This window comes from Serratia sp. J2 (assembly GCF_046269175.1).
Lineage (GTDB): Bacteria > Pseudomonadota > Gammaproteobacteria > Enterobacterales > Enterobacteriaceae > Chania > Chania fonticola_C.
Genome location: NZ_JBKABN010000009.1, coordinates 70,840 through 97,220, shown reverse-complemented (window position 1 = coordinate 97,220; position 26,381 = coordinate 70,840). Strand labels below are relative to the sequence as shown.

General features: G+C 53.3%; 26 protein-coding genes. 15 read left to right on the top strand and 11 right to left on the bottom strand.

Going from position 1 to position 26,381, the window contains the following annotated elements; translation table 11 throughout:
• Positions 1–11 precede the first annotated feature (11 nt).
• Positions 12–173 carry a histidine kinase gene (locus tag ACKWMY_RS11790; protein ID WP_409486332.1) on the bottom strand — a complete coding sequence of 54 codons (162 nt, stop codon included), beginning with the start codon at positions 171–173 and terminating at the stop codon, positions 12–14.
• A gap of 311 nt (positions 174–484) precedes the next feature.
• Between ACKWMY_RS11790 and ACKWMY_RS11785 the strand changes: the two genes are divergently transcribed.
• The 4 genes from ACKWMY_RS11785 (at position 485) to ACKWMY_RS11770 (ending at position 5,202) form a co-directional block, all read left to right on the top strand.
• A complete protein-coding gene (locus ACKWMY_RS11785) occupies positions 485–1,405 on the top strand; it encodes a Kdo(2)-lipid IV(A) acyltransferase (RefSeq protein WP_199063134.1) in 921 nt (306 codons plus the stop codon).
• Between the two features lie 59 nt (positions 1,406–1,464).
• A complete protein-coding gene (locus ACKWMY_RS11780) occupies positions 1,465–1,749 on the top strand; it encodes a YciI family protein (protein WP_024528529.1) in 285 nt (94 codons plus the stop codon).
• Positions 1,750–1,935: 186 nt separating this feature from the next.
• Positions 1,936–3,171, top strand: coding sequence for a multidrug efflux MFS transporter MdtG (mdtG, locus tag ACKWMY_RS11775; RefSeq protein ID WP_024528528.1), 1,236 nt, complete (start codon positions 1,936–1,938; stop codon positions 3,169–3,171).
• A gap of 477 nt (positions 3,172–3,648) precedes the next feature.
• Positions 3,649–5,202 carry a peptide MFS transporter gene (locus tag ACKWMY_RS11770; protein WP_024528527.1) on the top strand — a complete coding sequence of 518 codons (1,554 nt, stop codon included), beginning with the start codon at positions 3,649–3,651 and terminating at the stop codon, positions 5,200–5,202.
• A gap of 48 nt (positions 5,203–5,250) precedes the next feature.
• Here the strand turns inward: ACKWMY_RS11770 and ACKWMY_RS11765 are convergent, their stop codons facing one another.
• Positions 5,251–5,649 (bottom strand): VOC family protein, encoded by a 399-nt coding sequence (locus tag ACKWMY_RS11765; protein WP_074031312.1) that lies wholly within the window; start codon positions 5,647–5,649, stop codon positions 5,251–5,253.
• Between the two features lie 132 nt (positions 5,650–5,781).
• Here ACKWMY_RS11765 and ACKWMY_RS11760 point away from each other — a divergent pair, with 132 nt between their 5' ends.
• Entirely contained in the window at positions 5,782–6,582 is an 801-nt protein-coding gene (locus tag ACKWMY_RS11760; RefSeq protein ID WP_074031311.1) for an AraC family transcriptional regulator, read from the top strand.
• On the opposite strand, the gene leuA is transcribed toward ACKWMY_RS11760, so the two are convergent.
• On the bottom strand, positions 6,554–8,221 hold the full coding sequence (gene leuA / locus ACKWMY_RS11755) for a 2-isopropylmalate synthase (RefSeq protein ID WP_308869992.1): 1,668 nt from the start codon (positions 8,219–8,221) through the stop codon (positions 6,554–6,556). The genes ACKWMY_RS11760 and leuA overlap by 29 nt on opposite strands.
• Positions 8,222–8,397: 176 nt before the next feature.
• On the opposite strand from leuA, the gene ACKWMY_RS11750 reads away from it, so the two are divergent.
• Both ACKWMY_RS11750 and ACKWMY_RS11745 read left to right on the top strand, forming a co-directional pair.
• Positions 8,398–8,772, top strand: a complete 375-nt coding sequence (locus ACKWMY_RS11750; RefSeq protein WP_024485685.1) for a MysB family protein — start codon at positions 8,398–8,400, stop codon at positions 8,770–8,772.
• A gap of 97 nt (positions 8,773–8,869) precedes the next feature.
• Positions 8,870–9,418, top strand: a complete 549-nt coding sequence (locus tag ACKWMY_RS11745) for an N-acetyltransferase (RefSeq protein WP_309047566.1) — start codon at positions 8,870–8,872, stop codon at positions 9,416–9,418.
• Positions 9,419–9,421: 3 nt separating this feature from the next.
• Here the strand turns inward: ACKWMY_RS11745 and ACKWMY_RS11740 are convergent, their stop codons facing one another.
• The 3 genes from ACKWMY_RS11740 to ACKWMY_RS11730 all read right to left on the bottom strand — a co-directional run bounded on the left by ACKWMY_RS11740 (position 9,422) and on the right by ACKWMY_RS11730 (position 13,867).
• Entirely contained in the window at positions 9,422–9,661 is a 240-nt protein-coding gene (locus tag ACKWMY_RS11740; RefSeq protein WP_029711076.1) for a YceK/YidQ family lipoprotein, read from the bottom strand.
• An 83-nt stretch (positions 9,662–9,744) separates the two neighbouring features.
• Positions 9,745–12,306, bottom strand: coding sequence for a glucans biosynthesis glucosyltransferase MdoH (gene mdoH, locus ACKWMY_RS11735; protein WP_199063129.1), 2,562 nt, complete (start codon positions 12,304–12,306; stop codon positions 9,745–9,747).
• Positions 12,299–13,867 (bottom strand): glucan biosynthesis protein G, encoded by a 1,569-nt coding sequence (locus tag ACKWMY_RS11730; RefSeq protein ID WP_024528520.1) that lies wholly within the window; start codon positions 13,865–13,867, stop codon positions 12,299–12,301. The genes mdoH and ACKWMY_RS11730 overlap by 8 nt, the downstream gene beginning before the upstream one ends.
• 253 nt (positions 13,868–14,120) lie before the next feature.
• Between ACKWMY_RS11730 and mdoC the strand changes: the two genes are divergently transcribed.
• The 3 genes from mdoC to ACKWMY_RS11715 all read left to right on the top strand — a co-directional run bounded on the left by mdoC (position 14,121) and on the right by ACKWMY_RS11715 (position 17,793).
• The gene (mdoC, locus tag ACKWMY_RS11725) at positions 14,121–15,248 is read left to right on the top strand and encodes a glucans biosynthesis protein MdoC (RefSeq protein ID WP_199063128.1); all 1,128 of its coding nucleotides are present in this window, start codon (positions 14,121–14,123) and stop codon (positions 15,246–15,248) included.
• Between the two features lie 323 nt (positions 15,249–15,571).
• Entirely contained in the window at positions 15,572–15,796 is a 225-nt protein-coding gene (locus ACKWMY_RS11720) for a hypothetical protein (RefSeq protein ID WP_024528518.1), read from the top strand.
• Positions 15,797–16,071: 275 nt separating this feature from the next.
• Positions 16,072–17,793: a potassium/proton antiporter gene (locus tag ACKWMY_RS11715; RefSeq protein WP_024528517.1), complete on the top strand. Its 1,722-nt coding sequence runs from the start codon at positions 16,072–16,074 to the stop codon at positions 17,791–17,793.
• 417 nt (positions 17,794–18,210) lie between these two features.
• On the opposite strand, the gene ACKWMY_RS11710 is transcribed toward ACKWMY_RS11715, so the two are convergent.
• The 3 genes from ACKWMY_RS11710 to ACKWMY_RS11700 all read right to left on the bottom strand — a co-directional run bounded on the left by ACKWMY_RS11710 (position 18,211) and on the right by ACKWMY_RS11700 (position 19,340).
• Positions 18,211–18,342 (bottom strand): hypothetical protein, encoded by a 132-nt coding sequence (locus ACKWMY_RS11710; protein ID WP_021178340.1) that lies wholly within the window; start codon positions 18,340–18,342, stop codon positions 18,211–18,213.
• A 69-nt stretch (positions 18,343–18,411) separates the two neighbouring features.
• Positions 18,412–18,915, bottom strand: a complete 504-nt coding sequence (locus ACKWMY_RS11705) for a YlaC family protein (RefSeq protein ID WP_409486331.1) — start codon at positions 18,913–18,915, stop codon at positions 18,412–18,414.
• Positions 18,916–19,034: 119 nt separating this feature from the next.
• Entirely contained in the window at positions 19,035–19,340 is a 306-nt protein-coding gene (locus tag ACKWMY_RS11700; RefSeq protein ID WP_065685119.1) for a hypothetical protein, read from the bottom strand.
• Between the two features lie 144 nt (positions 19,341–19,484).
• Here ACKWMY_RS11700 and ACKWMY_RS11695 point away from each other — a divergent pair, with 144 nt between their 5' ends.
• The 3 genes from ACKWMY_RS11695 (at position 19,485) to ACKWMY_RS11685 (ending at position 23,310) form a co-directional block, all read left to right on the top strand.
• Entirely contained in the window at positions 19,485–19,898 is a 414-nt protein-coding gene (locus tag ACKWMY_RS11695) for an Exc2 family lipoprotein (protein WP_024528513.1), read from the top strand.
• A 434-nt stretch (positions 19,899–20,332) separates the two neighbouring features.
• Positions 20,333–21,835 (top strand): glycine betaine/L-proline transporter ProP, encoded by a 1,503-nt coding sequence (gene proP / locus ACKWMY_RS11690; RefSeq protein WP_409486330.1) that lies wholly within the window; start codon positions 20,333–20,335, stop codon positions 21,833–21,835.
• 239 nt (positions 21,836–22,074) lie between these two features.
• Entirely contained in the window at positions 22,075–23,310 is a 1,236-nt protein-coding gene (locus ACKWMY_RS11685) for an MFS transporter (protein WP_308869977.1), read from the top strand.
• Between the two features lie 61 nt (positions 23,311–23,371).
• Here ACKWMY_RS11685 and ACKWMY_RS11680 read toward each other — a convergent pair whose 3' ends face one another.
• Entirely contained in the window at positions 23,372–24,328 is a 957-nt protein-coding gene (locus tag ACKWMY_RS11680) for a DMT family transporter (RefSeq protein WP_024528509.1), read from the bottom strand.
• A 139-nt stretch (positions 24,329–24,467) separates the two neighbouring features.
• Between ACKWMY_RS11680 and ACKWMY_RS11675 the strand changes: the two genes are divergently transcribed.
• The gene (locus ACKWMY_RS11675; protein ID WP_024485698.1) at positions 24,468–24,962 is read left to right on the top strand and encodes an Lrp/AsnC family transcriptional regulator; all 495 of its coding nucleotides are present in this window, start codon (positions 24,468–24,470) and stop codon (positions 24,960–24,962) included.
• 77 nt (positions 24,963–25,039) lie between these two features.
• Here the strand turns inward: ACKWMY_RS11675 and ACKWMY_RS11670 are convergent, their stop codons facing one another.
• Positions 25,040–25,459: a hypothetical protein gene (locus ACKWMY_RS11670; protein WP_024528508.1), complete on the bottom strand. Its 420-nt coding sequence runs from the start codon at positions 25,457–25,459 to the stop codon at positions 25,040–25,042.
• A 268-nt stretch (positions 25,460–25,727) separates the two neighbouring features.
• Here ACKWMY_RS11670 and ACKWMY_RS11665 point away from each other — a divergent pair, with 268 nt between their 5' ends.
• Complete coding sequence (locus tag ACKWMY_RS11665) at positions 25,728–26,180, top strand: hypothetical protein (RefSeq protein WP_409486329.1); 453 nt, start codon at positions 25,728–25,730, stop codon at positions 26,178–26,180.
• Positions 26,181–26,381: the final 201 nt, after the last annotated feature.

The following is a 26,381-nucleotide window of genomic DNA, read 5'->3' as shown; positions in this document are numbered from 1 at the left end:
CAAGCGGGTGTTTAGCGCCCGCTTGACCATTCCGTAGCCCCAGAGATAATCGCCCCAGACAGCAGTCCGGTTCCCGCTACGGCCAGCAAAGGGTTGTACTGCAAATATGCCCCTAGGCAACCAAGCAGCCCCCCCATCACCAGCAGTCCAACACTTAACCATGATGCCAACATAGTTACCTCCTGAATCAATGAACGCATAAAACGCCGTCTGATTTATAGGTCGATCCTCACTGGATTTGGCGAAAAAACCAGCGCCCACGCCTGATTTTGGCCAAAAAAGGGTGTTTTAATGCGGTGAGTTTTCCTGTTACAAAAGAAAAATGCCACAATACGCTATTATAAGCGGCAGAAAACCATCGCATAGACTGAGTCGTTCTAGCAACCCGTTGTCACCAAAAGTGCTGCTGGCGACCACCAACTCGACGTATCTATGCATTTTATCTGTTATTACTGTTAAATGACTGCTTCTAAGCTGAGAACCCATGACGCAAGTTCCTTCTTTCAATCGATCTTTACTGCATCCGCGCTACTGGCTTACCTGGTTTGGCATTGCCTTACTCTACCTGCTGGTCCTGTTGCCATACCCAATGATTTATCGTTTGGGGACCGGGTTGGGTCGCTTTTCAATGCGTTTCCTCAAACGCCGGCGAGCGATAACCGAGCGTAACCTGGAACTGTGCTTTCCGGATATGCCAAGAGCCGAACGTGATGCGTTGATAGTCAAGAACTTCGAATCCGTGGGGATGGGGCTGTTTGAAACCGGCATGGCCTGGTTCTGGCCCAACTGGCGCATTGAGCGCTGGTTCAGCGTCAGCGGTCTGGAGCACATTCAAAAGGCACGGGACAATCATCAAGGAGTGCTACTGATCGGCCTGCACTTCCTGACTCTGGAGTTGGGTGCGCGCATCTTCGGTATCCACAATCCAGGGATAGGCGTCTACCGTCCACACGACAACAAGCTGATGGATTGGCTACAGACCTGGGGCCGTATGCGTTCAAACAAATCCATGCTGGATCGTAAAGACGTCAAAGGGATGATCCGCGCCCTGAAACAAGGAGAGATCATCTGGTACGCACCGGATCATGACTACGGCCCGCGCAGCAGCGTGTTTGCTCCGCTGTTTGCAGTGGAAAAAGCAGCGACCACCACAGGCAGCTATGTGTTGGTGCGCATGGGGAAACCGGCGATCATTCCCTTTACGCCTCGCCGCCTGCCAGAAGGGAAAGGGTACGAACTCATCATGCAGCCAGCGGTGGAGAACTTCCCGCTGGATAACGAAGTCGAGGCTGCGGCCTTTATGAACAAAGTGGTAGAAAAAGAGATCCTGATGGCACCGGATCAATATATGTGGCTGCACCGCCGCTTCAAGACCCGCCCAGAAGGTGAGCCCTCTCTCTATTAATCACCACGGGCCAGGATGGCCCACATGATATTGTCACTTTTCCAGCAACAGGAGCTTCTATGTATATCGTCAGCCTGACCTACCACCGCCCGATTGAAGAAGTAGAAAGCCATCTTGAAGGGCATATCGCCTGGTTGAAGCGCTATTTTCAAGCTGGCAGCTTTATTGCCTCTGGCCGAAAGAATCCGCGTACCGGCGGCGTGATCCTGGTAAAAGATATGGAACGTTCCACGCTGGATGCCATCCTGGCGGAAGATCCCTTCATCGCCGTGGCCAATTATGAGGTGACAAACGTCGCCCTCACTACCACCAGCGCCGGATTCGAAGCCTTGGTCGGCGCCTGAGCCCCCGTTCCCGCGTTATTCTGCGCGGGAATAATTGTCATTCCCCGTTTTAAAACTTTATTTCATTTTTACTCAAAATCACACAGTTGCTCAATTGATAACCTGCGTTATTAAGTGCATACTTACCAGGCTAACTTTTTTTTGCCTTGCGCGATCGCCAGGCTCCCCTATCCCGCACGGAAACCTATGGCCCCGGCAGCAGAACCTATCAATTGGCAACGTAACCTGTTCATCACCTGGCTAGGCTGCTTTCTGACCGGTGCGGCCTTTAGCCTGATCATGCCGTTCCTGCCGCTGTACGTTGAAGCTCTTGGCGTTACCGGCCATCAGTCGCTGAATATGTGGTCCGGATTGGTGTTCAGTATCACCTTCCTGTTCTCCGCCATTGCCTCACCGTTCTGGGGCAGCCTGGCCGATCGCCGTGGGCGTAAGCTGATGTTGCTGCGTTCTGCGCTAGGAATGGGCATTGTGATGGTGCTGATGGGCATGGCGCAAAACATCTGGCAGTTTCTGGCACTGCGCGCGGTGCTAGGGCTGCTCGGCGGCTTTATTCCCAACGCCAATGCGCTGATTGCTACCCAGGTGCCGCGCCATCGCAGCGGCTGGGCACTGGGCACCCTATCGACCGGCGGCGTCAGTGGTGCCCTGATTGGCCCATTGATTGGCGGTTTGCTGGCTGACCAATATGGCCTGCGCCCCGTGTTCTTCATCACCGCTACGGTGCTGTTTATCTGTTTCCTGCTGACGCTGTTCTGCGTGCGGGAACAGTTCACTCCGGTGCAGAAAAAAGACATGTTGCATGCGCGCCAGGTCTTCGCCTCGCTCAAAAGCCCCAAGCTGATCCTCAGCCTGTTTGTCACCACCATGATCATCCAGATCGCCACTGGCTCGATTGCCCCAATCCTCACGCTTTACGTGCGTGAACTGGCGGGCAACATCAGCAACCTGGCGTTTGTCAGTGGTTTGATCGCCTCGGTACCCGGCGTTGCTGCCTTGATGAGTGCGCCACGGCTGGGCAAGTTGGGCGACAGGATCGGCCCGGAGCGGATTCTGGTGTTTATGCTGGTGATTTCCGTGCTGTTGCTGATCCCTATGGCCTTTGTCCAGACCCCCTGGCAACTCGGCGTATTGCGTTTCCTGCTCGGCGCTGCCGATGGCGCACTGCTGCCTGCGGTACAAACCTTACTGATCTACAACTGTACCAATCAGGTTGCCGGGCGAATATTCAGCTATAACCAATCTTTCCGGGATATCGGCAACGTTAGCGGCCCACTGCTCGGCGCAGCCGTCTCTGCCAGCTACGGATTCCGCGCGGTATTCTGCATGACGGCGCTGGTGGTGCTATTTAACGCGTTCTATTCCTGGTGGTGTCTGCAACGGCGGCCAGCGAGAATGCGTGAAGACACGTTACAAGAAGAGTAATAGCGCTATTTATCGCCAGTTGTTGTGATAAATATTACCCAAGCCCCATTTCCCTTACTTTTATTGTTGTTACCCTCCCGCTGTAACCCGGCCCCAACCTCTAAGAATAATATTATTAACACCTTGTTTTTAGACAAAAAAATTACAAACAGAGCAATAAACCACCTGTCAATGGAAATAACGCCACAGCCAACATAAAAACCAATAAAGTAGATGTTTGTCGACTTTTCGTCTAAAAAATGGGATACAGGTACTAGACAAAACCACCATTCAGTTATCAAATGGTTAAATAATATCACGCCAGAAGTAACATTCTGACCAAGTGAATAAAATAGCCTGCAGGGTTTTCAAGCTTAATAGGCACTGCGGCTGAGGTTTTGTCAGGTAATCCGCCTCAGCGGGATTTCCTCACTTACAGACACAGACATACCACAGTATCTGCTGCCAGCGCGCAGCACATTATATTGGGAAGACTTTATGCAATCCTCTGTTAATCAGAAAGAAAGCCGGACGTTCCTCGGCCATCCATATCCCCTCGGCTCCCTGTTCTTCACTGAAATGTGGGAGCGTTTCTCGTTTTATGGCATTCGTCCGTTACTGATCCTGTTTATGGCCGCTACGGTTTATGACGGCGGGATGGGGTTGGCGCGCGAAAACGCCTCGGCGATCGTCGGTATCTTTGCTGGCAGTATGTACCTGGCGGCACTGCCGGGTGGCTGGTTAGCCGATAACTGGCTCGGCCAGCAAAAAGCCGTTTGGTATGGTTCAATCCTGATCGCTCTGGGCCACCTGTCAATTGCCCTGTCCGCTATTATGGGCAACGACCTGTTCTTCGTCGGCCTGATGTTTATCGTGCTCGGTTCCGGCCTGTTCAAAACCTGTATTTCGGTGATGGTTGGAACCCTGTACAAGAAAGGCGATGCGCGCCGTGACGGTGGCTTCTCGCTGTTCTACATGGGCATCAACATGGGCTCCTTTATTGCCCCGCTGATTTCCGGCTGGCTGATCCGTTCACACGGTTGGCACTGGGGCTTCGGCATCGGTGGTATCGGGATGTTGGTAGCTTTAGTGATCTTCCGGGTGTTTGCCGTACCGGCCATGAAGCGCTATGACAGCGAAGTAGGCCTGGACTCAACCTGGAATAGCCCGATTGCCAAGAAAAATGGCGTGGGTGGCTGGCTGATTGCGCTAGCCGTGGGCGTTGCCGCAATCGTGATTATGATCTCCCAAGGCATCATCGTGATTAACCCGGTCGCCGTTGCCAGTATGCTGGTTTACGTCATCGCCGCCTCGGTCACGCTGTACTTTATCTATCTGTTCTTCTTTGCTGGCCTGAGCCGCAAAGAGCGTGCGCGTCTGCTGGTCTGTTTTATCCTGCTGATTTCTGCCGCCTTCTTCTGGTCGGCCTTCGAACAGAAACCGACCTCGTTCAACCTGTTCGCTAACGATTACACCAACCGCATGATCGGCGACTTCGAGATCCCGGCGGTATGGTTCCAATCGATTAACGCATTGTTCATTATCCTGTTGGCGCCAATCTTCAGTTGGGCCTGGCCGGCTCTGGCTCGTAACAAAATCCGCCTGAGCAGCATCACCAAATTCGTGATCGGTATTCTGTTTGCCGCCGCAGGTTTTGGCCTGATGATGCTGGCCGCGCAACAGGTGTTGGGCAATGGCGGCGCTGGCGTGTCACCGATGTGGCTGGTGGGCAGCATCCTGATGCTGACGCTGGGTGAGCTTTGCCTGAGCCCGATTGGCCTGGCAACCATGACGCTGCTGGCACCGGACAGAATGCGTGGCCAGATGATGGGCCTGTGGTTCTGTGCCAGCGCGCTGGGCAACCTGGCTGCCGGCTTGATCGGTGGCCACGTGAAAGCGGATCAGTTGGACATGCTGCCAACCCTGTTCGCCCGCTGCTCTATTGCGCTGGTGATCTGTGCCGCCGTGCTTATCCTGCTGATCGTCCCGATCCGTCGCATGCTGGAAAATACCCAGGGTAAAAGCGGTGATAAACCGGTCACGCACGCCTGATAGATACTGAGTATTCAGCCTTAAGCCAGCGTTCTTCGCTGGCTTTTTTTATGTCTGCCAGGCACGTGCTTGCAACACCACGCGATAGCCATCCAAATCTTCAAACGTTTGCCCATGCACATCCCAATAAGGGTTGTATGCCTGCACGCGCTTAAAGCCACTGGCTATCAGCCGATCGCACCCTCTCTGCCAACTTGCAACCTCCGGCACATAAAATACCAACAGGTTGTCTTGCGTAGGTGCGCGCCCCACCAGTACACCGCGGTGATGAGTGAACTCCAGATGATAGGCATGGTGCGGATGACCAAGCATAATGCCATCGAACCCCTGGTGATCTTCAAACTCACCCAGTTGTTCAAACCCCAGGCCCTGGCAATACATGTTGGCAATCGCGGCCAAATGGTCGGTGGGCCGGGCAATGCGTAATACCGCGTTGGCAAGTTCCATATTTCCTCCCGTTGGCAAACAGTTAGCCTAAGCTGTTTCATGGCAAAACGGCGTACAGGAAATGCGCTTTGCGGTAGCGGCAAGACATGGCATGCTGCAACAAACACGTCATCAGGCTCCAGAGGAGAAACAATGCTGTTTAACGTCGATTTTCTCCCAGAAAATCAGTCTATCGTGCCATTTTCAAAGGACTATCAGGATGGTGATAGCGAACCTGATCACTGCCACAACTGCGCCCAACTGATCCATGGCCTTAGCGGCGTAGTACAGGTGAATACGCGTGTAGGCAGTTGGGTTGTTCCCCCAGGCCGTGGCGTCTGGTTACCGGCCAAAGTGGAACATAACCTGCGTTTTAGCGGTAACGTAGCAGCACGCACGCTGTTCGTCGATCCCCTGGCCCGTGCCGATTTGCCTGCTCAGTGCCAGGTCGTGCAGATTTCTCCCTTGTTACGTGAACTGATTATCAGCGCGATGGATATTCAGCCAGGCTATCGGCCCGGCGGACGCGAAGAGCGCATTATGGAACTGATCCTCGATGAGTTACGTATGCTGCCGATCCTGCCTCTACACCTGCCCGAGCCACGCGATGGCGTCTTGTTGGCCCTGTGCCAGCACATTCAGCAATCTTTGGCACAGCCTTGGGAGTTGGAACTGGCGGCGCAGCACATCAACGTCAGTGGCCGTACGCTGTCCCGTCGCTTCCAACGTGAGACTGGCCTACGCTTTAGCGACTGGGTGCGTCGTGCCCGCCTGCTGGCAGCACTCAACGCCCTGGCTGCCGGAAGGTCGGTGCTGGAGGTGGCTTTGGATCTGGGTTATGACAGCCCCAGCGCGTTTAGCGCCATGTTCCGCCGCCTGCTTGGCGTTTCCCCCAGCACCTATTTTGCCCAGGCTCAGCCTGCGATCACGGCAAACAGCGGCCAGCCACGTTGAACAGAGCCTGGAGCGAGGCGCTGGCCGAGTCGGCGTCAATCCCAACTCCGTAAATTGCCTCCCCTTTTGCTGGCGTACAACGGATATAGGTTACTGCCCGGCTATGGCTCTGATGGCCCAGGGTATGTTCATGGTAGTCGTCGATAGCCAGCACCAGGCCAAAGCGTTGGCAGAGCGCATCTACCGCGCTGGACAACAGCCCGTTCCCGCTACCTTGCAGCTGCATTGGTTCTCCTGCCAGAGCTACCTGCGCCGTAAAGCTGTAAGCCGCCCCACCCTGGCTTTGCGTTTGATAGCTAAGCAGTTGCAAACGCGGCTGTTCCACCAATCCATAGCTGTTGCGGAACAGCCGCCAGATCTCCGCCACCGTCATTTCCTTGCCGCTTTCATCCGTGGCCTGTTGCACCACTTTGCTGAAGTCAATCTGCAAGCCACGCGGCAAGCGCAATCCATGATTCTGCTCCAGCAGCCAGGCCGCTCCGCTCTTGCCAGACTGGCTGTTAACGCGGATCACCGCCTCATAGCTGCATCCCACGTCTGCCGGGTCGAGCGGCAGATAAGGCACCTGCCATAACCCATCTTCACGCTGCTGCTGGGCGGCGAAACCTTTCTTGATGGCGTCCTGATGCGAGCCCGAGAACGCGGTAAACACCAACTCCCCGGCATAAGGATGGCGCGGATGCACCGGTAACTGGTTGCACTGTTCCACCACTTCAACCACTTCTTTCAACCGGCTGAAGTCCAGCTCTGGCGCGATGCCCTGGGTGTACAAATTGAGCGCTAACGTCACCAAATCGACATTGCCCGTGCGTTCGCCGTTGCCAAACAGGCAGCCTTCCACTCGGTCAGCCCCCGCCAGCATGGCCAACTCGGCGCAAGCGACACCGGTACCACGATCGTTATGCGGATGCACGCTGATGGTCACCTGTTTCCGCTGGCTGAAGTGGCGACAGAACCATTCGATCTGGTCAGCATAAATGTTCGGGGTACTCATCTCCACGGTGGCCGGCAGGTTGATAATCATGGGCCGCTGGCGTTCAGGTTGCCACACGTCTGCCACCGCCTCACAGATTTGCAGGGCAAACTCCAGCTCGGTAAAGCAGAAGGTCTCTGGCGAATACTCAAAGCACCAATCAGTTTCCGGATGCCGATCGCACCATTGGCGAATACGGCGTGCGCCATTCACCGCCAGCGCCACGGTAGCGGCCTTGTCCTGCTTGAAAACGATATCGCGAAACATCGGGGCGGTGGCGTTATACAGATGCACTATGGCACGTGGAGCCCCTTGTAACGACTCCATCGTGCGGTCGATCAGATCGTCGCGCGACTGCGTCAGCACCTGGATTGAGACATCATCCGGGATCAGCTGTTGCTCTATCAAGTGCCGCACGAAATCAAAGTCGGTTTGCGATGCGGAAGGAAATGCCACCTCGATTTCCTTGAACCCGCAGGCCAGTAACAGTTGATAGAACTGTAGCTTGCGAGCGTTATCCATCGGTTCGGCCAACGCCTGATTGCCGTCACGCAGATCGCTGGAACACCAGCGCGGTGCCTGCTGCTGGGTGCGCCCCGGCCACTGACGATCGGGTAAATCGATGGCCGGGAATGGCCGGTACTTGCTTGCTGGGTTGGCTAACATCCTGATTCTCCTACAGACCAAAGGGTGTAGCCATTATTTCCTGCCCGTAGCCCGGCGTCTCCCGGCTGATGGACAACTATCGTCGCAAAACGGACAACAAAAAATTTGCATCCTGCGGCGATGCGACAACAATTAATGCTGGTGTCCCCCCAAGATGATTGAAAAAGGAGATGAGCATGAGCCTGTATGCCACGCTGGAAGAAGCGATCGAAGCCGCTCGCGAAGAGTTTATCGAAACGGCGGAAGGCGGCGATGATGAGCCGCCGGTACCTCAACAGTTTAACCTGCAAAAATACATCATGTTGGATGGCGACACGATGTGGCAGGCCGAGTTTTTCGAAGAAGAAGGCGAGTCTGTCGAATGCATGACGATGCGCAGCGGCGCTGCCGCCCAGGCCATTTTTGACGGTGACTACGACGAGATTGAGATCCGCGCCGAGTGGATCAACGAAAATACGCTGCATGAGTGGGAGGAAGGGGATTTTCAGCTCGATCCGCCGCTGGATACCGAAGAAGGCCAGAGCGCTGCCGACGAATGGGATGAACGTTGAGCCCGTTGGGTGGGCGCCTGGTTGCCCACCCTCGCCTTGACGACCCTGGCTACACATTGCATGCTGCTACATTCTCCCCTTAACACAGGCAGGTATCATGCTCATCAGGCAAGCGGTTCCCGGTGATTATCCCGCAATTCTGGCTCTACAGGCGCAAAACACCCCAGAGAACCTCAACGCCCAGCAGCGGCAACAGGGTTTTATCGTCTCGCAGATGAACGAAAAACAGCTGGCAAGCATCAATAACGGCCTGGGTATTCTTATCGCCATTGAGGATGAGCAGTTGGCTGGGTTTGTCTGCCTGATGCCAACCAACGCCCAACCCCGACCGCCGGTCGTGGATGCCATGCTGCACACGTTGGCCACGCAACGCTTTCAAGACCAGGCGTTGGATCAACAGCGGGTATTTCTATACGGCCCGGTATGCCTGAGTGCCGAATGGCGGGGAAAAGGCGTGCTACGCCAGTTGTTTGCCGCGGTGAAAGCGCAAACTCAGCAGGATTTTGACGTTGGCGCGCTGTTTGTTAGTAAGGACAACCCGCATTCGCTGGCCGCCCATGTCGCTGGGCTGGGGATGACGGCGTTGACCTCTTTCCACTGTAACAGCCAAAGCTATCAGTTGGTGGTCTTCGCAACCAGAGGCTAAAACCTATTCGTAAGGCCCGTGCTGCGCATCAAACGGCAGCATAAAGGTATCCACCACCAGCGAGAGCGGTACATCAATCACCATAACACTGCGCCAGGGAGTATCACGCAAATCCCACTGCACCCCTGGATAATATTGGTGCCCATGGCCTGCGCCAGGTACCGTGCGGCTGATAATGCTACCGCAGCCAGATAATGCCGTCGTCATAGCGGCCAACAGTGCCAGACGGACTAGTGAAGCCATTTTCAACAACCAAGCCTTTTTTGAGATTGCAACGAAAAAGGGGAACACGCAGCGCGCATTCCCCCTGTAATTAACGCTAACCGTCAGCGTTGGCCGACGGGGTGAGCCAGTTCATTATGCGGTAACTGCCGATAATGCTCGCGCCAGGCTTCGCCCTGCGGCAGCAGCCAAATACGCTGATGCAGGCGTGACAACGCCACAGGATCGCTTAACAGCTCAAGGCGTTTGGCTTTTGCCAACTTCTCTGGCCCGACTTCCAGCGCCTCGTTCACCCGCTCTTCCCGCGCCCGATCGATAATGGTACGCAGATGGTGACGAGCCGTTGCCAGCGCGGCAGCCAAGGCGTTGTAGGACGGGTCCACCGCCGCATGCATAAAGCCGTTGCGCAAGGCACGCTGGCGATTAAGTTGCAGATAGGTGTCTGTGGCAACCAGTTCACGCGGCGGATCGTACTCTTCCGGGATCAGGAACAGCTTGGCTCGCTTGCTCTTGAGGCCGAGCGTAGCGCGGCTCGACAGCGCCGAAACAAACGGTGACAGGATCAGCGAGAAGACGATCGGTGACAGCCACCACAGGAAGTTCAGATCCAGCAATGCCATACCGCCGCCCCAAACCAGACCCAGCAGCATTTGCGAACCGTGACGCTTGAAGGCTTCGCCCCAAGGGGTGTCATCATCATCACGCTGCGGCGAGTTCCACACCACTTCCCAGCCCAGGAACGCGCTGACCACAAACACGGTATGGAACAGCATGCGCACCGGCGCCAACAGCACTGAGAACATCACTTCCATCAGCATGGAAATCAGCAACCGGATCGGCCCGCCATACTGCTTCGAGCCTTTCGCCCAGACCAGCACGATGCTCAGCAACTTCGGTAAAAACAGCAGTACCATGGTGGTGGAGAACAGCGCAATAGCCAGTTCTGGCTTCCACTGTGGCCACACCGGGAACAACTGCCGGGGTTGCAGGAAGTATTGCGGTTCCACCAGCGTATGCACTATCTGCAACGCGGTGGACAGCGCCAGGAACATAAACCACAACGGTGCCGACAGGTAGGACATTACCCCGGTCAGGAACACCGCACGGTGTACCGGGTGCATACCTTTTACCAGGAACAGGCGGAAGTTCATCAGGTTACCATGACACCAGCGGCGGTCACGTTTCAGCTCGTCCAACAGGTTAGGCGGTAACTCTTCATAACTGCCCGGCAGATCGTAGGCAATCCACACGCCCCAGCCAGCACGACGCATCAATGCGGCTTCCACAAAGTCATGGGAGAGGATGGAACCGGCAAACGAGCCCTCACCCGGCAACGGCGCTAAAGCACAGTGCTCGATAAAGGGTTTCACCCGGATGATGGCGTTATGACCCCAGTAATGGGATTCGCCCAACTGCCAGAAGTGCAGACCAGCGGTGAACAGCGGGCCATAAAGGCGCGTGGCGAACTGCTGCACACGGGCATACAACGTATCCATACCCGAGGCTTTTGGCGCAGACTGGATGATACCGGCGTTCGGGTTAGCTTCCATCAAGCGCACCAGGCCGGTGAGGCACTCGCCGCTCATCACGCTGTCCGCATCCAGGATCACCATGTAGCTGTACTCACCGCCCCAACGACGGCAGAAGTCGTCGATGTTGCCGCTTTTACGTTTCACACGACGGCGGCGACGGCGGTAGAAGATACGTCCATGCCCCTCAACATCGCGGCACAGCTCCATCCAGGCCTTCTGTTCAGCGACGCAGATATCGGGATCGTAACTGTCGCTAAGCACATAGATATCGAAATGCTCAAGCTGACCGGTCGCCTTCACCGACTCGTAGGTTGCCCGCAACCCGGCAAATACCCGTTCAACGTCTTCGTTACAGATCGGCATGATCAACGCGGTACGGTGCGCTGGATCGATCGGCTCATCGCCTTTGATAGTCGAAGAGATGCTGTATTTATCTTTGCCAATCAGCAGTTGCAGGAACCCCATCAGCGCCGTCCAGAAACCGGCTGAGACCCAGCAGAACAGAATGGCAAACAGGATCAGAATACCGGTCTGCAAAAGATAAGGTAATATTTGCAGCATCGACTGCATCAGATCCTGATCCAACATGGCGATAGGATCGATCAGCGCCCAGCCCTGATAAGGCAGGATGGTTTTCATGTACCAGGTGGCGATGCCGGTTTGCACCAGCATCAGGATTAACAGCACGTAACGGCGCATTGAACCGACAATACGCCAGCGGTTTTCCGCCTCGGCTTCTTCTTTGCTGGCATGACGATTATGCGTCTTACGGCCCAGCAGAGTATCCCAAAAACGCCCCACCGGGTTGGTGCGCCAGGCTTCGGGGAACATGGTAGTACGTTTTACCGGCGGCGTGGCTTTCAGGATGGTGCGCCCTTCCGGGTCACAATCAAAATCGTCGTCATCGACGGCATCCGGCCAAGCCTGGCTTATACGCGCCTTGACCGAGGCCAGGGCGATGTCATCTGCAGACAGAGACGCAACATTGGCATCAGAGGTTCCCATCTGACGATGCAAAGCCTCCAGTGCCGGGGTATCGCCTGCCATTACTTGTTGTTTGAGCACCCCTGACCGCTCATCGGTCAGGGGCATTGCCGCAAGATATTCCTGGGCAGTTTCAGTAGACTTATTCATTGGCAGGTAGCTGATAGCTCCAGGTTTCCGTCAAGGTCTTGTCACCGTTGACCAGCGCAGCACGCATTTCTACCGGTTGTTTGTCGTCTTTCACTTTCAAACGCACCGTCAAACGCCAACCTTTGGTGACCGGATTGTAGCGAACGCTGTTTTCCACCATTTCGCCGTTGTCACCAATGCTGATCTGAGAAGCTACCGGCGTATTGGCATCCAGCGCTTTCAATGCCGGGCCGACGAAGTCAACCAGGAACGCCACGCTGCCGTCCGGCTCGCGGATCAGGTTTGACTGCTTCACATCACCGGTTGAACGCATGGTTTTACCCACGTAGCCGATATCCTGTGAATGCAGTTTCTCTTCGTCGCGGGTGAAGTACAGGCGGTAGTTCAATGCCAACGGCGTTTTTGCATCAGGCAATACGTCCGGCGTCCAGAACGCCACGATGTTATCGTTGGTTTCATCTGCGGTTGGGATCTCTACCAGCTCAACCTTGCCCTTGCCCCAATCGCCGCGCGGTTCAACCCAGGCGCTTGGACGCAGATCGTAACGATCGTCCAGATCCTGATAATCGCGGAAATCGCGGCCACGCTGTAACAGACCAAAACCTTTCGGGTTTTCGATGCTGTAAGTGCTGACCGACAGGTGCTTAGGATTGTTCAGAGGACGCCAGATCCACTCGCCGTTACCGGCATGGATCGACAGACCGTTGGAGTCATGCAGAGCCGGACGGTAGTTCAGCGTTGGCGAAGGCTGGCTCGGCCCGAACAGGAACATGCTGGTTAACGGTGCCATACCCAACTTGCCCACCTTGTCGCGCAGGAACACTTTGGATTGGACATCTACCGTGGTATCGCGGCCGGGGTAAACCACAAAACGGTAAGCGCCGGTAGCACGTGGAGAATCCAGCAAGGCATAAATCACCAGATGCTTGTCGCCCTGCTTGGGACGTTCGATCCAGAACTCGCGAAAACGCGGGAACTCTTCGCCAGATGGCAAGGCGGTATCGATAGCCAGCCCACGAGCAGAAAGCCCATAAACCTGCCCTTTACCCACTACGCGGAAATAGCTCGCGCCCAGCATGCTCATGATTTCGTCGTTCTTATCCGCACTGTTGACCGGATAGAGCACTTTAAACCCGGCGAAACCGAGTTTCTTCACCGAGTCGGGATCGTGCTTGACGGAACCAAAGTCGAAAAAGTCCGGGCTGTATTTGATCTCTTTGACGGCGGTGGCCGTGACCTCGTTGATGATAACCGGCGTGTCGAAGTACATCCCTTGATGGTAGAACTCAAGCTTGAAAGGGGTTTTCAGCTTACTCCACACGGCTTTGTCGTGATTGAACTGGATCTGTTGATAGTCCGCGAACTTCAGTTCACGGAACTGGGAAGGAAGGTTGCTCTTCGGGGCTTCAAAGCCTTTTCCTGCCAGATCCTGCGCCTGTTTGGCCACATCGTCGATAGAAAAAGCCCAAGCCTGCGAACTCAACAACGTGCACAAAACGGTAGCACCTAACCAACGTACGCTCGTGGCGCGTGGTTTTTTTGATAATAGATTTACTAGCACATCCCCCCCTATTCGTGTGCTCAAAATATTCAAAATCCATATTAATGGATTATTCAGCTCGCCGACAACATGATAAACGTGAGTTGATGTTTACGGCTTAGAGTTTAAGCAGTTGTGCAGCGTAGCAAGCCGGGCTCCAAGACGCTATGGAAAAATGTCGGTCGCTATAGTAGGGTTTAGGTTTGCGATTAGCCCATTGCCGACTTATTAAGCGGGTTTACACTCCCCCAGATGCAACCACCAGCGGTAACCTATGACTGACAGCACTAACCAGCGCGAGTTTTTCCTGGATTCGATCCGGGCCTATTTGATGCTGCTGGGCATTCCTTTTCATCTTTCTCTGATTTACTCCAGCCACTCGTGGGCGGTAAACAGTGCGACCCCGTCGTTTTCGCTGACGGTGCTGAACGACTTTATTCACGCCTTTCGCATGCAGGTGTTCTTCATTATCTCCGGCTACTTCTCCTACATGCTGTATGAACGCTATGACAGCCATCGCTGGTTGAAGGTACGCCTGGAGCGGGTTGCCATCCCGCTGTTGAGCTCTATCCCATTGATTACCCTGCCACAGTTTTTTTTACTCAAGAACTACACCGATAAATTAACCGGCTGGGATGATTTTACCCCCTATCAAAAAATAAACGTGGCGGTTTGGGAGTTGGTCTCCCATCTGTGGTTTTTATTAACCTTATGCTTATTGACCTGCGCCTGTTTTTATCTGTTTAAAAAAATTAAAGCGATAAAAACACCGATGGCACCGCAGCCAATAAATAAGATGACCAATCTCAGCAATATCTCATTGTGGTTTTTATTGTATGCCTTTATATACTGCGTGTTTCATCGCATTATTTTAATCACCGCCCCGCATTTACTGTCTAATGGGCTGTTCAACTTCGTGGTGATGGAAACCCTGTTCTACCTGCCGTTCTTCATTGCGGGTGCCTATGCCTTCAAGTATCCATGGCTGAAAGCGGTGTTCCTCAAGCCCTCATGGCCAGCCGTACTGGGCTCGCTGCTACTGTTCGTGGCCTACATGCTCAACCAGAAACTGTTGGCGCACAGCAGCTTCGGGTTTGAACTGGAAATCATGATCAAAGCCGTGCTCGGGGTTCTGATGGCCAACGTGGTGTTCGCATTTGGCCATGCGCTGCTCGATTTCCATTCGCCTCGCATTACCTATCTGGTCAACGCTTCACTGTTTATCTATCTGGTTCACCATCCGCTGACGCTGATATACGGGGCCTTCATGACTCCGCTAATCGATAATAATCTGCTGGGTTTCCTGCTGGGTCTGGTGTTCGTCTTTGCCTGCGCCTTCCTGTTATATGAGCTGCACAAGCGCATCCCGCTGTTACGCTTTCTGTTCTCTGGCAAAGCCTAGCCTCTGTTGTAAAGGCGTTGCTTGCAGCGCCCTGCAAACATGACATTCCTCAATGTGGCCCTTTCGCAGGAGCGCCGCATGCTGCTCCCGCTTAGCTATAATTGATCGGTGTTCAGCGCACCTATTGCTCAACCTATCGCGAGCCGTTGATGCAAAGTTGTGCTGGAGCATATTGCGGTGAGTTGTTATAACTACAGTGCATAAGAAAAAATCCACATCCCTGCCTTACGGTAGCGATTGGGCTCACGAACCCTAAGGGATGGCGCATCACCATCGCGTGCGCCGGTAACATTTCCCTTCCGTCACGACAGAGAGGATTTTTAATGACCGATAAACCAACCGCGGCAACCGAAACCGTAGCAGAAAACGCCACACTACTGAAAATCTTGGGTAGACTGCTGTCCGCACTGGATTCCTCCATCAGCGGCAAAGATCGTAGCGTATTGGTAACCGAGCTTTCCAGCCTCAACCTGGACGGGATCTCCGAGGCCGAAAGGAAACTGGCAGCAGAATTAATCAAGCGTGCCCTGCAATCACTCGATCACTAACCTCCCGCCTGCAAACCATTAAGCCTCCTGCTGGGGGGTTAATGGTTTTTCATCAATAACCTGTTTGCTACCGTCCTCAATGATCTGATAAATAGGCACAAAAGCCACAAGACCCACATTTCACCTCTCTTTTCATCACATTTTGCGGCAAGTAGCCATAATGACATCATTTTTTGGCAATCAGCCTTGGCGTTGCACAGGAAAAACAGGCTATTATGACCCGGTGTCTTTGCTTTGGCGCCCCCTTTCAGCTCAACTCGCAGGAGAACATTATTTTGGATGCCAGCACGATCAATAGCTTGTTCATCATCGGTGCCGTGTTGGTGGGAGCAAGTATTCTGCTCAGTTCTTTCTCTTCACGCCTGGGTATTCCCATTCTGGTGATCTTCCTGGCGATAGGCATGCTGGCCGGTGTTGACGGCCCTGGTGGTATCGCCTTTGATAACTATCCCGCCGCCTATCTGGTCAGTAACCTGGCTCTGGCAGTGATCCTGCTCGACGGCGGTATGCGTACCCGCGTCAGCTCCTTTCGTGTCGCGTTGTGGCCAGCATTGTCACTGGCCACCATCGGCGTACTGATCACCGCCGGACTGACGGGCCTGGCCGCCGCCTGGCTGTTTAACCTCGATTTGATCCAGGGGCTGCTGATCGGTGCCATTATTGGATCGACCGATGCGGCCGCGGTGTTTTCACTGTTGGGTGGCAAAGGGCTGAACGAGCGTGTCAGCGCGACGCTGGAAATTGAGTCCGGCAGCAACGATCCGATGGCGGTGTTTTTAACCATCACCCTGATTGCCATGATTTCCGCTGGCGAAACCTCGCTGAGCTGGATGTTCATCGTCCATCTCTTGCAGCAGTTTGGTATGGGCATAGTGATTGGTCTGGGCGGAGGCTGGTTGCTGATCACGCTGATCAACCACATCAAGCTGGCGGAAGGGTTGTATCCGCTGCTGGCGGTGAGCGGCGGCATCTTGATCTTTGCCCTGACTACCGCTCTGGATGGCAGCGGCATTCTGGCGGTCTATCTGTGCGGCCTGCTGCTGGGTAACCGTCCAATCCGTAACTACCATGGCATTGTGCAAACCTTCGACGGTCTGGCCTGGCTGAGCCAAATCGGCATGTTCCTAGTGCTCGGGCTGTTGCTTAACCCGCACGACCTGTTGCCTATCGCCATCCCTGCCCTGCTGCTCTCGCTGTGGATGATCCTGTTTGCCCGCCCGATTTCGGTGTTTATCGGCCTGCTGCCGTTTCGCAACTTCAACCTGCGCGAACGGATGTTTATCTCCTGGGTGGGGTTGCGCGGCGCGGTGCCGGTGATCCTGGCGGTATTCCCGATGATGGCCGGGCTACCCAATGCCAATCTGTTCTTTAACGTCGCGTTCTTTGTGGTGTTGGTTTCACTGCTGTTGCAGGGTACTTCGCTGTCCTTTGCCGCCAAAAAGGCCAAGGTGGTGGTGCCACCAGCATTAGCCCCGATCTCGCGCGTGGGGCTGGATGTTCACCAGGAAAACCAATGGGAGCAGTTTGTCTATCAGCTAAGCGCTGAAAACTGGTGCGTCGGCGCAGCGCTGCGCGAACTCAAGATGCCGCCGGGAACGCACATTGCCGCGCTGTTCCGTGGCAAAGAACTGTTACACCCGAGTGGCAGCACCCGCTTGCTGGCAGGCGATACCCTGTGCGTTATTGGCCATGAACACGATTTGCCTGCGTTGGGCAAACTGTTCAGCCAGGCACCTACGGTTACGCTGGATGAGCGGTTCTTCGGTGATTTCATTCTGCAATCCGATGCGCGCCTGAGTGATATTTCTCAGGTTTACGGCCTGAATCTGCAAGAGGGCGTGGACGATCAGCAAACGCTCGGCCAGTTCGTCACCCGGTTAATCGGGGGAGAAGCCGTGGTGGGGGATCAGGTGGAATGGGATGGTTTAACCTGGACTATCGCGGAGATGGATGCTAATCAAATCAGCAAAATAGGCGTCAAGATCGTTACCGATTAACCCGTTGAACGCCATTAACCATGCCGTTGCGGGAACTAATCCGGCCCGGATAACTCTTAATGACTGTCATTAATGCCCACCTCAACGCTGAGGTGGGCCGTTTGCGGCACATCAACCGTCGGATAAGATCTTGAGCAGCAAAGCGAAGTTCTTTTCAGCCTTGACCGTCATCGCTTTTAGCGTTGCCTTACTGGATTTGGGTATCGCCGATTTGGTCCATCGAATACTACTTGGATGATGTAACCTGATGCAAAAACAACAAGAGAAAGATTTACTGGGAAAAGTGCTGCTGACCGTGTCTGCACTATGCCTCGTTACCGTGGCTGGGCTGTTGATCTGGGGTTTTGTGCTGGATTGAGGCAATGTCTGGCGGGTGGGCATAAAAAAACCGCCGCAGCGGTTTTTTTGGCAATTCAATCAGATTTTGCAGCCTTCGCAGTCTTCTTCATCCTCAAGAATTTCAGGAACTTCCCTGGCCTTCTGCGCCGCGTTTTTTTCCGCTTTGGCTAATTCATCATCAATGTCAAAATCAAAAATATCATCACTCATCGCTATTTCCTAAGAATAGTCTCATAACCAACAACTATTATAACCAACATCGACACCCGCGCAACCTATTCAGCTCAGCAAGGCCTGCGGTGCTGACGGGGTGGATAACCTTTTGGCATAGGCCAGATCGTAAACGTCATAGAAATCAATCTCGCCCTTGTTGGCGATGATTTCCTGCATACGGGTTTTCAACACCGGGCTCACCGTAGGTTCGTTCAACAGTGCCTGGATGGCCTGCGGCGACAGCGCGCGCGTAAAGTACCATTCCCCATTGTAACAAACTCGCAGATCCAGCACGCCGATGTCCTCAAAACGGTAAACCGGTTTGATTTCAATCAGCAGCATGGCAAACATAAACAGCACAAAGGCAGTAAAACCCAGGAACGAATACAGCCCCATATAGGGCACCGGATACATCACCGCGATCACCGCAAAATAGCCAGCGAACATGGCAAAACACAGCCAACGGTGGGTACGCGCAAACTCGCTGTTGAAACGCGGCTTGCCGTCACGCCCTTCCCGCCGGTTAATCTGTTCTATCTCTGTAACCAGGATGTTCTTAATCGTATCCATCGCTATACCTTAATGCCTCAGCGCATCGTGACTATCACCAATCTCAGCCCAAGCTATCACAATGACAGTTTATTGAGGTAGATCAATTCCTGCATTATTCGCCGCAAACTGTTATAGGATCAGCGTGACTGTGATGCCCTTCCCTGCCCCTGCGCGACCATAAACATACGCTGTGCCACATCATCCGCCTGCTTGATTTTACGTTTCTGCAGTTCGTCACAGCGATGCGCAGCGCGTACATAGGCGATTTCATGTGCCTGATCGATCATTGAGATCACCTTGTCGCACGCTGTTTTATCCATATTACCTAATAGGGTGGTGATGATTGCCTGGTAGGCATTGGAGGCCGCAGTGAGTGCCTGTTCACGGGCTTCCAATGCCTCTATACGCTGCAAAAGCACTTGAAGCAGTTCGGTATCAGACATATCCACCTCCACTCACCAGGCAACGCTGCCTGTAATAAGTGTAGCAAGGGTTGCACTATCAAGATGGGTTTCAATATGTTGCTACTGGGATAGAATAGCGGGACATCCTCTGGAACCTTCAATACCTATAACAAGGAGCTTCACATGTTATCGAAACATTACCGCTCGATCCCGTTGTTAGCCACGTTATTGCTCTGCGCTTGCACCACCTCACAAAACAGCGTTGAAAGACACGCCCGCCATGCCACCTTCCAGTTGGCGGAGGCACATTTCGGCCCCGATACACGCACCGATATCTCAAAATCGACGAAAGCCTCCATCCCATTCTTTGAGCAGTTTTATCAGATAGGCAAAAAAGATCGCCAGGATGGGCTGACCCGCGAGCAGGCACAGCAAAGGGTGAATGGGTTCCGCAGCCCTGATTTTTTACCTGAGTCGGAGCAAAAGGCGACGATGTTTAATCAATCCTATACGGCTGACTCGCCGAAAAAACAGCGTGAGATCCTGCTCGAAAATGCTATCGCCACTTACTGGGATGGCTATGACGGCAAGCCTTAACCGGACGAACTGCTAGCAGCACCGCCCCCTGATTTTGCATTCGTGAGGGGGCCTTAACCCTGTATCATTCCTGTACTGTTCGGGGACAGTGTAGACAGGTGTTCGGAGACATACTGAACACGTTTTAACACCCTTTATTGATGAAAACTGGCCCATCCCTCAGATAATCCTGCCGTAAAAGCCACTGAAAAACATAACATTTTTTACTCAGTTTGATTCAAACTCCAGATAACGCTAAGCTATATGACAAGAAAAACTAATCCTGAGGATGACATTTTTTGTTTAAAACCCTATTTATTGTGATGAGACTCTCAGAAAAAAACCACGAGGACGATCTGCAAAACAGAGGTGACATTAGCCTGACTGATATCTTGACCAATAAAAATGAGCGGGCCGACGAACTCGCCTACGATCAATTTTGCATGGGATGATTTATGAAGCTAAGAAAAAAAAAGCATAAACCACTACAGATTAATGACATCACGATTATTGATGACAGCAAGTTAAAGAAAGCCATTACCGCCGCCGCGTTAGGCAACGCCATGGAATGGTTTGACTTCGGTGTTTACGGCTTTGTCGCCTACGCACTAGGCCAGGTGTTCTTCCCTGGCGCCACGCCCGGCGTGCAGATGATTGCCGCTCTGGCCACCTTCTCGGTTCCTTTCCTGGTACGTCCTTTGGGCGGCGTCTTCTTCGGTGCCATGGGCGATAAATTCGGCCGCCAGAAAGTGTTATCCATCACCATCATTATTATGGCGATCAGTACCTTCTGTATCGGCCTGATCCCGTCCCACGCCTCGATTGGCATCTGGGCCCCTATTCTGCTGTTGCTGGCCAAACTGGCACAGGGCTTCTCCGTCGGCGGGGAGTATTCTGGCGCAGCCATTTTTGTAGCCGAGTATTCACCAGACCGTAAACGCGGATTTATGGGCAGTTGGCTCGACTTTGGCTCCATCGCCGGCTTCGTATTAGGAGCGGGTGTGGTGGTACTTATCTCCAGCATCGTGGGTGAGGCCAACTTCCTCGACTGGGGCTGGCGTATTCCGTTCTTCCTGGCAGCACCGCTGGGTGTGATTGGCCTGTATTTGCGCCACGCCTTGGAAGAAACGCCGGCATTCCAGCAGCATATGGACAAAATGGAACAGAACGACCGTGCGGCAATTGAGAACCCGCCGAAAACTTCGTTCAAAGAGATCGCCACCAAGCACTGGAGAAGCCTGCTGGTGTGCGTAGGTATCGTGATCTCGACCAACGTGACCTACTACATGCTGCTGACCTACATGCCAAGCTACCTGTCGCATAACCTGCACTATTCCGAAGACCACGGCGTGCTGATTATCATTGCCATCATGCTAGGTATGTTGTTCGTCCAGCCATTGGTCGGCATGACCAGCGACCGCATTGGCCGTAGACCTTTCATCATTGGCGGTAGCGTCGGTCTGCTGTTGCTGGCCATCCCTAGCTTTATCTTGATCAACAGTAACGTTATCGGCCTGATTTTTGTTGGCCTCTTGATACTGGCCGTGTTGCTCAACTCCTTTATCGGGGTGATGGCCTCCATTCTGCCTGCGATGTTCCCAACCCACATCCGTTACAGCGCGCTGGCGATTTCATTCAATATCTCGGTACTGATTGCGGGCGTCACACCTACGCTGGCCGCATGGCTGGTCGAAAGCACCGGTAACCTGTATATGCCAGCCTATTATCTGATGGTGGTGGCAGCAATTGGTCTGGTTACCGGCCTGTATATGAAAGAAACGGCCAACAAGCCGCTGCGCGGTGCTGCTCCAGCCGCCTCTGACCGCTCAGAAGCCAAAGAGCTGCTGCAGGAAACTTACGATAATATCGAGCAGAAAGTCGAAGATATCAGCCAGCAAATCGCCGATTTGGAGAAGGAAAAGCAAACGCTGATCGATCAGCATCCAAAACTGGATTAATTCTCCCCGGTGAACAAACAGGCCAGAGCTCGTTAGCGTAACGACTCTGGCCTTTTTATTACTCTCAATGGGGGCAGCATGAAGCCGGTCAAGACTTTGCCAGCCGCCTCGCTCTGTTTGCTTCCCCCCTCGAACATGCTAACTTGCCATGACTTTTCAGGAAGGCCACAGTTATCAGGTTCGGATACCTCATTGCTTTGCGCCCCTTAACTTCAACAGTAATGATTAAGGGGGTGCCCTTGCCCGCCCGACTTTTCAATCCCGTCGCCATGTACCAAGGGTTACCAAACGACGTCTATTTTATTGCCTTAGCCAGATTTGTTCTTGGTCTTGGCAATTTCATCATACCGTTCATGGTACTGCTGCTAACGCAAAAATTAGGCTATTCAACAACCATGGCAGGCGGCCTGGCGATGGGAGTCACCGCATTCTATCTTTTGGGGAATCTGGTCGGCGGCAAGATGTCCGATAGTTTCGGCCATAAGAACATGATGATTTGGGGAGAGATCATCGGTTCGATAATCTTGGTCGTGAGTGGTTTCTTTACCGATTGGCACAGCCTGCTACCCGCGTTGCTTTTTGTCAGCTACTTCTTTTTTGGTGTAGCCCTCCCGGCAAGTAATGCCCTTGTCGCCGATCTATCTACCCCTGCCAATCGCAATGCGGTGATGTCGTTAAGCTATCTTGCCTACAATCTGGGCTCTGGGGTTGGTCCGGTTCTGGCTGGCTACCTTTTCTGGAACTACACGGCCTGGATTTTTTGGGGCAATGGTCTCGCTGGCCTGATAGGCGTAGTCATCGTTTTATTCTATGTCGCTAATCCCGCCGACAATCGGGCAACAAACGATCGGGAACACACCGAACTGGAAAAAGCCACAGAGGCTTCTGTATGGCAGGTGTTCAAGCAAAGGCCTCGGTTGCTGGTATTCGGCGTGTTATGTATGCTGCTGTGGTTTTCATTAAACCAAATGACCATGACTACCCCGCTCTACCTTAGCCATATTTTTGGCCAACAAGGGCCGGTCTTGTTTGGCCAGTTAATGACTTTCGCCAGCATTTTGGTGGTGGTGATGACACCGTTGATTATCAGAATGACCATCAACATCTGCGACATTAAAAGTCTGGCCATTTCCGCGTTTGCGTTAGCATTGGGATATGGCATTACCCTGCTATCCCCTCTGGTTGCCATGCAGTTTATTGCCTGGTTTTTCCTTACCATCGGCGAGATCTTGCTCGTCACCAAGGAGGGGATTTATTTAGCCAATAACTCTCCACGCAGCCATCGTGGACGCATCAGCGGGATAATCACCACCATTCGGAGCCTTGGCTTAATGCCCACGTATATCTTGATGGGGGCGTATATACAAAGCTATGGTTACCCGGATGCCTGGAAATTAATCATTGGTATCTCATTGATTACGGGGTTGATGTTGGTAGCCCTTTCGGCCCAGCAGAGAAAGGTTGGCGAGAAATGATTAGAACAAGTCCAACTCACAGACGTAAGCAGGCCAAGGTAACTTGGCCAGACTGATAACGCTACGGAGTCTTAATGCCACTTGCCGATGGCTTTACCGTCACAATAAAAATACCCGACATGATGACCAGCAGGCCAATACCCAGCGTGAGAGTCAATTGCTCCCCCAGGAAGATAACGGACATCAGTAAGCCTATTACCGGCACCCCAAGCATCGCCGTCGACATGCTGGTGCTCGACAACCACATGCTGGCGGCATTCACCGCAACAAAGCAGAACGCGGTCGCCAGCGGCCCCATAAACAGCAGTATTTCGATTAACGATGTAGAACCATCGCCGGTATACGGCCCTTCGAAGACTCGAGCCATCAACGCCAACGGCACGCTGGCCAGCAGCATCTGCCAGGGAGCCAGCTCATACGCGCTGCACACCCCTTTATGATAACGCAGGTGCAAAATGCACATAGCCCAGGCAAAAGAGGCCGTAAGCAACATCAGGTTCGCTACGATGAGAACCTTATCGCCCCAGTTAAACGTGAACGGGTTGAACAACACAATGACCCCTACACCACCGAGTAACGAGCCCATCAATTGCCGACGTGAAAGCGACTGACGGAAAAACAACACTGCGATAGGCGTGACCCAGAGCGGCGTGGTGTAAGCCAGGATAGCGGATCGGCCAGCAGGCACTTCGGTCATGGCAAAGGCACCGAGCACGGTAAATGTCAGCATTTGCAACAGCCCTACGCTCACCACCAACGGCCAATCCTTGCGTGGCGGGAATCGCAGCTTCTTGGTCAATATCTGCAGAGCAAACAGGCACAGCGCGCCACTGACAAATCGGGCAGTAGAAAGCCAAATCGGCGTCATATGAGAAAGCCCAGCCTTCATCACCGGCCAGTTCGCCCCCCAAATCACAATGGCCCCAACCAACAGCAGGACGCCTTTGATTTTCACGCTATCGGGCGCGTAGCTCGACACGTTTGGCGAGCCGGTTAAGTATTTACCCTCAGTATCCACAGCGGTTTCTCATCCATTCATTCAATATGCTAATTTTATCTGGATAACCGGGGAAACTTTCTCTTATTATGTTCATACAATCGGATTTTATGAGTCAATTTAACCTCATAAATCACATTTTAAGGGTAAATTTTCTCATATGAAGAAGCTTGATCGCACAGACGTCGCCATTCTGAACTCGATGCAGACGAACTCGCGGATCACCAATGCGGAGCTTGCCCGCTCGGTCAATCTGTCCCCAACTCCCTGCTTCAACCGTGTAAAAGCCATGGAAGAGTTGGGCATCATCAGGGGGCAAGTGACCTTGCTGGAACCGGCTGTGCTTGGGCTCCATGTGAACGTATTTATTCAGGTGAGTTTGGAAAAGCAGGTTGAAGGTGCACTCAGCAACTTTGAACAGGCCATTGATCAGCGCCCAGAAGTCATGGAGTGTTACCTGATGACGGGCGATGCCGATTATCTGTTGCGGGTATTGGTACCCGATATTCGCGCGCTAGAGCGTTTTATTCTGGATCATCTGACCAAGATCCCGGGCGTAGCCAACATCCGCTCCAGCTTTGCCCTCAAGCAGGTGCGCTATAAAACGGCGCTGCCGCTACCGGCAGAAGGTATCAGCATAGTCTCTACGAAATAGTCGTTTGATCCAACCGACTCAAGACGTAGGGGCGCTGCTGCGCCCAATCTTGAGTAAGTTGCGCGAGCATAGAAGGATTATTTTTTCTTGGCAGTAGTCGGATTTGGTTTGGCTTTCTTTGGCTTGGCGACGACTTCTGCAGCAACGGTTGACTCTTTAACCGCTGGCGCCGATACCTTGGTTCTCGCTTTTGCCTCTGCGGAGGGCTTGGCAACATTGCTTTTTGCTTTGGCCGCAACCGCAACAGGTTTACTTGGCGTTGTAGCCATCTTAACCTCCGAGGCAGGGGGCTCTATAGCGTTGTCCTTAGCCTGAACAGCACCGGGCTGTGCAGCTAATGCTTTATATTTTTCCACCAGATTTTGGTAAGTATTTAACGCTTTGGCGCCATTAAAGGAGTTGTCAATTTTCCCAGCGCGGATCAACTCGATCACCACCTGCTGGGCCGCTAGTTCTGGGTGTTTCGCCGGATTAATAATCTCAATTTCAAATTCCATCGTCATCTCCTGATTGAATAGCCGAGTTTTGTAGCATACCAGTTGCCGCGAGCAACAAAATCGGGCTGAATCCATTCAATTTATAAATCGACGATAGAGAAATCATAGCGCTACGTGATTGAATTCAACCATCGATTGAGAAAATGCCTCGCTACTTGTCGACTCGCGTAAGGGCTAATGAATGCTAGATTTAGATATGCGCCTCAGCCACCGAAATACCCAGTCCTTTTCCGTGGCAATGGTTCGGCTCATTTTAGGAGGAACTACAATGTCAAAAAATGCAGCTCTTATGCTGACACTTACCCTACTTGGCATCGCCCCAGCCCACGCCATCAACGCAAAATTTGCCCAGCAGCTTGAGCGTTCTGGCTGCACCCAAGTGACCGAGGCCCAAGGCTGTGACATTCACAAAACCAAGGCCGAGAATGCCAAGGCCGGTTTTGGAGCCGCCCCCGCTGCTGACACCAGTGCCAGCCCATATACCGGTGAGTGGGTTGCCACATTCCCACAGACAGGTGCCACGGTAGCGACAATCAGTATCGATGCCAAGGATCATGTCTTGGTCAACGGTAAGCAGGTCAAAGCAAAGAAATCTGATGGCGCGCTGGTGTTCAGGAACGGTCACGTCACTTATACCATTCAAGGCGACCGCCGCCTCAAGGGGGAAGATGTCTGGGTGGATAATGATGCAGGCAGCAAAGGAGTGATTAACGCCAAATAAAATGCGGCTATCAGCTTGAAAGGAGGCGCCGGCAAAAAAACCGCCTCTCGGCGGCACAAAATTATTACATATTGCTCTGATTATTCTATATTTACTTTCCTGGCCGGGCGAGAGATGACCCCGTACAGCCATCAGTAGATGAATTAATCCCAGCGTTGCCAAGATCAGAAGACCGAAGTAAAAATTTCTTCGACCACGGCC

Excerpts from the sequence above, each read along its gene's own strand:
- mdoC (WP_199063128.1), top strand. The coding sequence starts at position 14,121 with ATGACTGACAGCACTAACCAGCGCGAGTTTTTCCTGGATTCGATCCGG.
- ACKWMY_RS11720 (WP_024528518.1), top strand. The coding sequence starts at position 15,572 with ATGACCGATAAACCAACCGCGGCAACCGAAACCGTAGCAGAAAACGCC.
- ACKWMY_RS11695 (WP_024528513.1), top strand. The coding sequence starts at position 19,485 with ATGTTATCGAAACATTACCGCTCGATCCCGTTGTTAGCCACGTTATTG.
- ACKWMY_RS11670 (WP_024528508.1), bottom strand. The coding sequence starts at position 25,459 with ATGGAATTTGAAATTGAGATTATTAATCCGGCGAAACACCCAGAACTA.
- ACKWMY_RS11785 (WP_199063134.1), top strand. The coding sequence starts at position 485 with ATGACGCAAGTTCCTTCTTTCAATCGATCTTTACTGCATCCGCGCTAC.
- ACKWMY_RS11710 (WP_021178340.1), bottom strand. The coding sequence starts at position 18,342 with ATGAGTGATGATATTTTTGATTTTGACATTGATGATGAATTAGCCAAA.
- ACKWMY_RS11790 (WP_409486332.1), bottom strand. The coding sequence starts at position 173 with ATGTTGGCATCATGGTTAAGTGTTGGACTGCTGGTGATGGGGGGGCTG.
- ACKWMY_RS11765 (WP_074031312.1), bottom strand. The coding sequence starts at position 5,649 with ATGGAACTTGCCAACGCGGTATTACGCATTGCCCGGCCCACCGACCAT.
- proP (WP_409486330.1), top strand. The coding sequence starts at position 20,333 with ATGAAGCTAAGAAAAAAAAAGCATAAACCACTACAGATTAATGACATC.
- ACKWMY_RS11740 (WP_029711076.1), bottom strand. The coding sequence starts at position 9,661 with ATGGCTTCACTAGTCCGTCTGGCACTGTTGGCCGCTATGACGACGGCA.
- ACKWMY_RS11750 (WP_024485685.1), top strand. The coding sequence starts at position 8,398 with ATGAGCCTGTATGCCACGCTGGAAGAAGCGATCGAAGCCGCTCGCGAA.
- ACKWMY_RS11770 (WP_024528527.1), top strand. The coding sequence starts at position 3,649 with ATGCAATCCTCTGTTAATCAGAAAGAAAGCCGGACGTTCCTCGGCCAT.
- ACKWMY_RS11760 (WP_074031311.1), top strand. The coding sequence starts at position 5,782 with ATGCTGTTTAACGTCGATTTTCTCCCAGAAAATCAGTCTATCGTGCCA.
- ACKWMY_RS11700 (WP_065685119.1), bottom strand. The coding sequence starts at position 19,340 with ATGTCTGATACCGAACTGCTTCAAGTGCTTTTGCAGCGTATAGAGGCA.
- mdtG (WP_024528528.1), top strand. The coding sequence starts at position 1,936 with ATGGCCCCGGCAGCAGAACCTATCAATTGGCAACGTAACCTGTTCATC.
- ACKWMY_RS11675 (WP_024485698.1), top strand. The coding sequence starts at position 24,468 with ATGAAGAAGCTTGATCGCACAGACGTCGCCATTCTGAACTCGATGCAG.
- ACKWMY_RS11705 (WP_409486331.1), bottom strand. The coding sequence starts at position 18,915 with ATGGATACGATTAAGAACATCCTGGTTACAGAGATAGAACAGATTAAC.
- ACKWMY_RS11780 (WP_024528529.1), top strand. The coding sequence starts at position 1,465 with ATGTATATCGTCAGCCTGACCTACCACCGCCCGATTGAAGAAGTAGAA.
- ACKWMY_RS11745 (WP_309047566.1), top strand. The coding sequence starts at position 8,870 with ATGCTCATCAGGCAAGCGGTTCCCGGTGATTATCCCGCAATTCTGGCT.
- mdoH (WP_199063129.1), bottom strand. The coding sequence starts at position 12,306 with ATGAATAAGTCTACTGAAACTGCCCAGGAATATCTTGCGGCAATGCCC.
- leuA (WP_308869992.1), bottom strand. The coding sequence starts at position 8,221 with ATGTTAGCCAACCCAGCAAGCAAGTACCGGCCATTCCCGGCCATCGAT.
- ACKWMY_RS11665 (WP_409486329.1), top strand. The coding sequence starts at position 25,728 with ATGTCAAAAAATGCAGCTCTTATGCTGACACTTACCCTACTTGGCATC.